The sequence below is a fragment of the Shewanella surugensis genome, assembly GCF_023284005.1.
Lineage (GTDB): Bacteria > Pseudomonadota > Gammaproteobacteria > Enterobacterales > Shewanellaceae > Shewanella > Shewanella surugensis.
This window is the reverse complement of the sequence record NZ_JAKIKS010000177.1, coordinates 1-7,947: the sequence shown is the minus strand read 5'-3', so window position 1 is coordinate 7,947 and position 7,947 is coordinate 1. Positions and strand designations below refer to the sequence as shown.

10 protein-coding genes are annotated in these 7,947 nt (G+C 42.3%); 6 read left to right on the top strand and 4 right to left on the bottom strand.

The genetic code is table 11. The annotated features are described in order from the left end of the window. Window positions 1-154: 154 nt before the first annotated feature. Together L2764_RS24710 and pabB are read right to left on the bottom strand one after the other, a co-directional pair. On the bottom strand, window positions 155-727 hold the full coding sequence (locus L2764_RS24710; protein WP_248943028.1) for a CoA pyrophosphatase: 573 nt from the start codon (window positions 725-727) through the stop codon (window positions 155-157). A gap of 171 nt (window positions 728-898) precedes the next feature. After that, window positions 899-2,332, bottom strand: coding sequence for an aminodeoxychorismate synthase component I (pabB, locus tag L2764_RS24705; RefSeq protein WP_248943026.1), 1,434 nt, complete (start codon window positions 2,330-2,332; stop codon window positions 899-901). 177 nt (window positions 2,333-2,509) lie between these two features. Between pabB and L2764_RS24700 the strand changes: the two genes are divergently transcribed. The 6 genes from L2764_RS24700 (at window position 2,510) to L2764_RS24675 (ending at window position 6,985) form a co-directional block, all read left to right on the top strand. After that, window positions 2,510-4,045 carry a fumarate hydratase gene (locus L2764_RS24700; protein WP_376708490.1) on the top strand — a complete coding sequence of 512 codons (1,536 nt, stop codon included), beginning with the start codon at window positions 2,510-2,512 and terminating at the stop codon, window positions 4,043-4,045. Between the two features lie 224 nt (window positions 4,046-4,269). Beyond that, a complete protein-coding gene (locus tag L2764_RS24695) occupies window positions 4,270-4,707 on the top strand; it encodes an AAA family ATPase (RefSeq protein ID WP_248943024.1) in 438 nt (145 codons plus the stop codon). 147 nt (window positions 4,708-4,854) lie between these two features. After that, entirely contained in the window at window positions 4,855-5,076 is a 222-nt protein-coding gene (locus L2764_RS24690; RefSeq protein ID WP_248943023.1) for a hypothetical protein, read from the top strand. 64 nt (window positions 5,077-5,140) lie between these two features. Beyond that, on the top strand, window positions 5,141-5,710 hold the full coding sequence (locus L2764_RS24685) for a cysteine hydrolase family protein (protein WP_248943022.1): 570 nt from the start codon (window positions 5,141-5,143) through the stop codon (window positions 5,708-5,710). After that, the gene (locus tag L2764_RS24680) at window positions 5,707-6,630 is read left to right on the top strand and encodes a DMT family transporter (RefSeq protein WP_248943021.1); all 924 of its coding nucleotides are present in this window, start codon (window positions 5,707-5,709) and stop codon (window positions 6,628-6,630) included. Before L2764_RS24685 ends, L2764_RS24680 begins: the two co-directional genes overlap by 4 nt. 100 nt (window positions 6,631-6,730) lie before the next feature. Beyond that, window positions 6,731-6,985 (top strand): hypothetical protein, encoded by a 255-nt coding sequence (locus L2764_RS24675; protein ID WP_248943020.1) that lies wholly within the window; start codon window positions 6,731-6,733, stop codon window positions 6,983-6,985. A gap of 40 nt (window positions 6,986-7,025) precedes the next feature. Here L2764_RS24675 and L2764_RS24670 read toward each other — a convergent pair whose 3' ends face one another. Next, the gene (locus tag L2764_RS24670) at window positions 7,026-7,718 is read right to left on the bottom strand and encodes an IS6 family transposase (protein WP_248943027.1); all 693 of its coding nucleotides are present in this window, start codon (window positions 7,716-7,718) and stop codon (window positions 7,026-7,028) included. 40 nt (window positions 7,719-7,758) lie between these two features. Continuing rightward, window positions 7,759-7,947, bottom strand: a 189-nt coding sequence (locus L2764_RS24665; RefSeq protein WP_248943019.1) for an IS66 family transposase, incomplete at its 5' end; no start/stop codon positions are given.

Below are 7,947 nucleotides of genomic sequence, written 5' to 3'. Positions count from 1 at the left end.
TGAATTCGTCGCCACTGCTTATCGCTAATCATTTTACGAGACATATGAATTTCAAAGAGAAAAATTGTATCTTAATCAGCTAATCATGGCCAATTGTCAACGCCCCCTAGGGGCTGTTGATCTTTGCTGATAATTTTAGTGAAAAGAGGCGCAATCAGTGTACGTCCAAGTGTTGACATAAAAGCTCAATAATAGAGGCTGTTGCCCCCCAGATCAGATGATGTCGATAAGGAATAAAATACACAGGATAGATATGGCCGTGTCTGGAGAAGGGATGAACTTGTCGATGTGCTTTATTGAGTAAATAAGATAAGGGCACCGTAAAATATTCCGCGACTTCTCCGGAGTTGAGTTTAGGTTTAAAAGGGCTTTTAACAATGCCCAAAACCGGGGTGATTTCAAACCCCGTGAGGGTTTTTTGGGAGGGGAAACGACCGATCACCTCAATGTTTTCAGGAGAGAGACCAATTTCCTCTTCGGCTTCTCTTAACGCGGTGGCAATAAGATCGGCATCACCTTGTTCTACTTTTCCGCCGGGGAAACTAATCTGACCTGGGTGCGCCCGTAGATGAGTGGGCCTGCGGGTAAAAATCAAGTGTAACTCATGGTTGATGGGCTGTAATGCAAGCAACACGGCGGCTGGCGTTAAAGGTGAGTTAACCATTAAACGGTGATGAGACGGTAGGGTATGCACATGGTAGCGTAGCTTGAACTCATTTAAGGTCATTTTGGATCGCTTAGGTAGGCGAAGGTTGTACTCACTAAACCCATGGCTACCCATAATATACCCATAATGACATCCTTTTTACTCAGATTGTTTTAATCCTATTCTCATTATCGCCTAAATTCAATATTCAAGCCACTTTAAAATGTTCGATTCTAATGGCGTGAGGAGAGATTACTCATTTGAAAGTATAGGTAAAATTTGGCTGACTTTATCGTAACTTTCTTGATATTCCGCTGCGGCGACGGAATCGGCCACAATGCCGCCGCCAGCCCAGCAGTATAATTGCTGATTTTCGGCGACTAAGGTACGAATAGTAATACTGGTGTCCATTTGTCCATCTTGGCTTAAATAACCAATAGAGCCACAATAGAGGCTGCGTCTTGACGGTTCAAGTTCTTCTATGATTTCCATTGCCCGGATTTTTGGGGCGCCGGTGATGGAGCCTCCAGGAAAGGCGGCGCGCAGTAATGAGGCGGCACTATTATGCTCATCAAGTTCGGCGGTAACCGTACTGACGAGATGATGTACGGCAGGAAAGCTTTCGATATCAAATAAATTTGGTACGCTAACGCTTCCCGCTTTGGCGACTTTACCTAAATCATTACGCAATAGATCGACAATCATGACGTTTTCGGCTCTGTCTTTGGTTGAGTGACGTAAGCAGTCGGCAGAATTAGCGTCCATAACCGGATCGTCATAGCGTGGCATGGTGCCTTTGATGGGTTTCGTTTGAATGTAATACTCGCGAAGTTGAATAAAGCGTTCAGGTGAAATGGATAACAGGGCTTGTTCGGGTAAGCGAATAAAAGCAGAAAAAGGCGCACAATTGCTGTCACGAAGCGTTTTATATGCTTGATATTCATCGCCTTGATAGCAGGCACTGAAACGCTGGGTTAAATTAATTTGATAACAATCACCGCTTTGTAGATAAGACTGAATACGGTCAAATTTTTGCTCATATTCCTGTTGGGTTATTTGGTTTTGCCAAGGTGAGCAGAGATCAAAGTGAGACCGTGCTTTTATCAAGGGTAAAGAAAGCAGTGTTTGTAATTCATCCAGTAAGCTATTAGCAGCGCTTTCGCCTTCATAGTGGAGCAGATACCAGCATTGTTCTTGGTAATTGAAAATAAATGCCCAAGTATAAAAGCCAACGTTCATTTCAGGCAATTGAATATCGTGCTTAGCGTGTTTAGGGAGGATTTCGATATGTCTGCCTAAATCGTAGCTAAAGCTGCCCATCGCGCCGCCACAAAAAGGGAAGGGCGCGGTTTTATTGATGGGAAATAACCTTGCTAAGGTTGTCTCTAACAGTTGAAAAGGATCATCTTGAGACTGATGCACTTTTATCGGCGTCAGGTGGCTATTATTGAGGCGATTGAGTGAGCTGGGCTCAAAATAGGCCAAAGTACTGGTCTGATTTTTGGTCGTTAAGGTGGCAATCGGTGCCGCGCAGATGATATCAACATGGGCATCACAATGAATGGCATTGGCGGAGTCGAGCAATATCGCCCAAGGAGAGTCTGAAAAATAGTCAAAAAGGGTTTCAGTGCTTAATTTACAGTCAATACGCCGAAAGAATAAGGTATTATTCGCCGTTTCGCTCATCGATTAGTCCTATCTAAAAAGTGCTATTTAACTCAAAGTCGCGAAAGAGTATCATATTGCCTATAAATAAAATACGAAAGCCAATATGGTTATATCTAAACAATTTGAAGCTCATATCTGCAAATTGTTTAGATAGATCAGAACGCGCCCCTATAGAATGTGAATGAGGAAGTGTCTGTGAGTAAAAAAAAACCTGCCGCTAAACAAAATGCCATTAAGCAAAGTGATTTAATTGAAAGCGTTGCTGATGCCTTGCAATATATTTCGTATTATCATCCTAAAGATTTTGTTGATGCGATGGCCAATGCTTACGAGCGTGAAGAAAGCACGGCGGCGAAAGATGCGATTGCCCAAATTTTGATTAATTCACGTATGTCTGCCGAAGGTAAACGTCCTTTATGTCAAGATACCGGGATTGTGACGACATTTGTGAAAATTGGCATGGCTGTGCAATGGGACAAAACGGATTTAACCGTGCAAGAAATGGTTGATGAAGGTGTCCGCCGGGCTTATACCAACCCAGATAATCCGCTGCGTGCTTCGATTGTGTCTGATCCTGCTGGTGCGCGTAAAAACACCCGAGATAACACCCCGTCAGTGGTGCACGTTGAAATGGTGCCAGGTCATCAGATTGAAGTGATGATCGCGGCTAAAGGCGGCGGCTCTGAGAATAAAGCCAAGATGGCGATGCTTAATCCATCAGATGATATCGCTGCTTGGGTTGAAAAAGTCTTACCGACCATGGGGGCTGGCTGGTGTCCACCGGGTATGTTAGGCATAGGTATTGGTGGCACCGCAGAAAAAGCGGCTGTCATGGCGAAAGAGTCGTTAATGGAGTCGATAGACATTCATGAATTGCAAGCTCGCGGGGCTGAAACCACCGATGAAAAATTGAGACTGGACATTTTTGAACGTGCTAATAAATTGGGCATTGGCGCGCAAGGTTTAGGCGGCGTGACAACCGTATTAGACGTTAAAATTAAGTCGGCGGCCACTCATGCGGCATCAAAACCTGTGGTGATGATCCCTAACTGTGCTGCCACGCGTCACGTGCATTTTCACCTTGATGGCACGGGGCCTGCCGATCTTACGCCACCATCATTGAGTGATTGGCCTGAAATCACCTGGGAAGTGGGTGACAGCGTTCGCCGGGTTGATTTAAACACCATTACTCAAGCGCAAATGGAACAATGGAAGAGTGGTGAGACGATATTGCTCAGCGGTAAAATGCTGACGGGACGTGATGCCGCGCATAAACGTATTCAGAGCTTAATTGAAAGCGGTGAAGGTCTACCTGAGGGTGTCGACTTTACCGGTAAATTTATTTACTACGTCGGCCCAGTGGATCCTGTGGGTGATGAAGTGGTGGGGCCTGCAGGTCCGACAACGGCAACGCGTATGGATAAGTTTACCGATTTGATGCTCGATAAAACGGGTTTAATGGGCATGATAGGTAAAGCGGAGCGCGGCCCTGCGACAGTGGAGTCGATTAAGCAGCACAAATCCGTTTATTTAATGGCAGTTGGCGGCGCGGCTTATCTCGTGTCCAAAGCCATTAAAAAATCACGTGTGGTCGCCTTTGAAGACTTAGGAATGGAAGCCATCTATGAGTTTGATGTCAAAGACATGCCAGTGACTGTTGCGGTAGATTCTGAAGGCGTGAATGTTCATGAAACCGGTCCTGCGATTTGGAAAGTGAAATTAAACAGTTAGTTTAAGACGTTATTAAACAACTCAATGGTTCATTCGCTAACGTTATATTGATCCTACGCTAGGATCGGTTGCTCAGCATCGATGTTATCCCTTAATATCGTTGCTGAGAAGTATCTTTCTTCACATTTTATTCCCTGATCACCCGCGGAATGACTTTTCTTTTCGGTCATACACAGCAAGTTCAATGATTATAAAATCTTAAATAAAAACATGGCGAGATCATCATGAATCATAAGCATCAACTTATCGTGCTGACGGGTGGGCCTGGTTCAGGAAAGACCAGTGTCATTAATGCGCTACAGGCACGAGGATTGAAGTGTATGGACGAAGTGGGCCGTCAGGTTATTCAGTCTGAAATGTTAAAGAGTGGCCAAGGACTCCCGTGGGTTAATAAGACGCAATTTCGAGATCTGATGTTAAAAGAAGAGCTATTCTCATACCAAGTTAGTCAGCACTTTTCAGAAAGGATATTTTTCGATAGGGGGGTGATTGACTGTTATGGTTACTCTTTGCTTGAAAATTTAGCGTTAACTGATGAGCTTATTCATGCCTGTGAGAATAACCAATACCATAAAACGGTGTTTATCTTTCCTCCTTGGAGGGCGATTTATACCCGTGATACTTCAAGATGCTGGATTCAGCTGGAATTAAAAGCCTTGTAGGCAAGGCTTTGAGCAGATGACCTAGTGATTCTACGTTAATGCTCAATAACGCAGCATGAAAGGTTTTTAAACCAGCCTATTAGGAGTCATTAAAACCAACCACTTCTGTGTTGCATGCTTTTAAAAGGTACCTACATTCTCGTAATCATGCGCCTTAAATTGATTGGTTTTACTGGCTCTGAAAACATGCATCTTGAAGTATCACGGGTATATGCAAATGTTCTGGAGCGAAAACAAGATTTTGATGAAGCAGTGAGGACATATCAAACCATGCGTAGGGCCTACAGTCATTTTGGCTATAAACTCGTCGAAGTCCCTTTAGGCTCAGTGAGTGACAGAGTCGATTTTATTTTTACTTCGTTGGAGTAATAAGCTTCTAGTGCTTAAGATATTGACTGTCATTTATACATAATTCAACAGGAAGGTTTATATCATGAAAACAGCCATTATTACTCTGGATCTAATCAATGACATTTGCCATGAAAAGGGCAAGTTGGCTAAATATGCGGATCGTATTGAAAATAAAAACATCATCAATAAGATGAATCAATTAACGGCTTGGGGACGTCATCGAGGTGAATTAATTTGTCACGTACGTGTGGGGTTTAATGCGCATTATAAAGATGGGTCATCAATTTCACCGCTATTTAGTGGGGCTAAAGCCAATAACGCACTGGCGCTAAACGCTTGGGGAGGCGATTTTTGTCAAACGCTGAATCGAGAGGCGGATGACGTGAATATAATTAAGCACAGAGTGAGTGCGTTTTATGGCACGGATCTCGATCTTATTTTGCGGGCTAATCGTATTGAAAAACTCATTTTAGCAGGGGTGTCGACCAGTAATGCGGTGGAGCTTACTGCTAGAGAAGCTCATGATAGGGATTATCAGGTGACTATCGTTACCGATGCGTGTGAAGCGGATACCGATGAGGTTCACGAGGCGAGCTTGCGTTTTTTATCACGGATTGCGAGATTATTGACTGTTAAGGAACTGATTTTATGAGTATCTCACGTATCTCTAATCAGGACTTCATCGTGAGTGTTATTTTGATGTTATGTTCGGCTGTTTCATTATCTTTAGTGGCATTATTAGGTAAGGAGCTGACAACACTCATCGATTTCTCTGTGCTTGTTTTTTTACGATTTTTTATTCCTTTTTTGATATTACTTTGGATAGCCATTATTTTATTTGATGAAAAAGTTGATTTTTCACAATGGCGTATCCATATTTTTCGTTCATTATTAACGGTATCTTCACAATACTGTTTGTTTTTTTATTTATTAAATGGCTCTTTATTAGTCGGTACTTTACTATTTACTACCTCAGGGTTGTTTTTACCTTTTATCAGTTATCTATGTTTTAGAACGGAAATTAAAATAAAAACATGTGTAGCCACCGTGGTGAGTTTTATGGGGGTGGCTTTTATTTTACATTCGTCAGGAGGGATGAGTTGGATTATTTTCGTGGGGTTATTATCAGGGTTTTTAAATGCGTGTTCTCAAGTCACCATGCATTACTCTTCAAAGCGGGGTTCTGCTTTTGACGTAACGTTAATGATGTTCGCATTTTCGAGTTTGTATACTTTAGTGATTGTGTTAATTCTTGGAAAGTTGCCAACCTTAACGGCATTATTTATGGCTGGAACTCACGATATGTTATGGGTTATTATTGTCAGTCTTGCCATATTAACGATCAGTAATCAGGCTTTACGCACTAAAGCTTATCGCTATGTGAATAAGCCCGCGAGTTTAACGCCATTTTATTACATGACGATTATTTTTTCTGCTGTATTAGATTGGGTGTATTATGATAAATCCCTTCAATGGAATACCTATATTGGTTTTTTATTCATTTTTATCGCTGCAATCGGTATGTCTTGGCGTGGACATGAACTTGAGACTAAGACTCAGCAGTCTAAATAATAAAAGCAATATCATATTGTAATATATAAATTTAATTTGATTGGTATGTTGTTCTTTATAATACAAAGGAGCTTTTAACGAAAGTGAACCAAGGATTTTTATGGTAGCAATCATCATCGTAGTCGTGTTGGTTTTAATCGGATTTTATTTTTACTTTATGCGTGTGGAGGTGATTGAAAAATGCATCTATATTGCAATATCTATGATGGCATTATATTTAGTGGCTTATTGGGTTTTTGCACCGAATGAGGTCACTTCTTCTAGGAGGGCATATTTATTTGAAGTGATCCCAGCTGTTTCCTTTGTAGCCATTTTATATCCGCAGTTTAATCGGTTCTGTCGCAAACTCAGATAACGTCGCTATAAATGAAGCGTGTACTATCCCTCCGTTACAACTATCCCGCTAAAGAATAAAACTGCTCCCATGGGGTCATGTTGCGATCCGTTTTCATTTGTCCCAGCTTAATCATTGACCAAACCTCTACACCTGCTAATGTTGCTTCAGCCCCAAGCCAAGACTGCCAACCTAAGCATTGATGCATTTTACCTTTCACTTTACGGTGGCTTTGCTCCACTATATTGTTGAGATATTTGACTGCTAAAACTTCAATCATCAATAGCATGCACCCCATTAACCAAAGGCGGATATTGATAGTATCTAAGGCCGCAGCATTAGCACCACTTTTATCAATGACAACTCGATGTGGTACTCCGCTACTCTTTATCGCTTTATCGAAAAAAGCCCGTGCCGCTGGCTCATCACGGTTTTCACTCAAATAAAAATCAATCACCGCGCCAAATTTATCAACAGCTCGATAATAGTAAACCCATTGGCCTTTAACCTTGATGTAGGTCTCGTCCATTCGCCACGAACCTGATACTTTCCGTTTTTTCCTTCGAAAAATAGCGTCGAGTTGCGGCGCATATTTGATAACCCAACGGTTCAGGGTTGAGTGATCAAAATGGATATTGCGCTCAGCAAAGATCTCCTCAATTTCTCGATAACTGAGTTTATAGGCCAAGTAGTAACGCAGTGACTGCATGATGATCGCAGAAGGGTAATGTCGGCCTGAAAAATTGAGTGTCATAGGAGTGAACATAAAAAGTGATGGTTGGATCATAAAGTATTCACGCTGTTTGCGACAGAACCCACGTGCCAGCCCGGCTACCATCTTGGTAGTCGTACAGCACAATATTGCGCATATTTTGATATCGCGGCTCATCATTGCGCCTATCGGCGCCTGAGCAGTACACCCACATATACGATTTCACACGTTCATCGTTAATCACTTTGAGCGTGGTCTCATCAGCATGGAG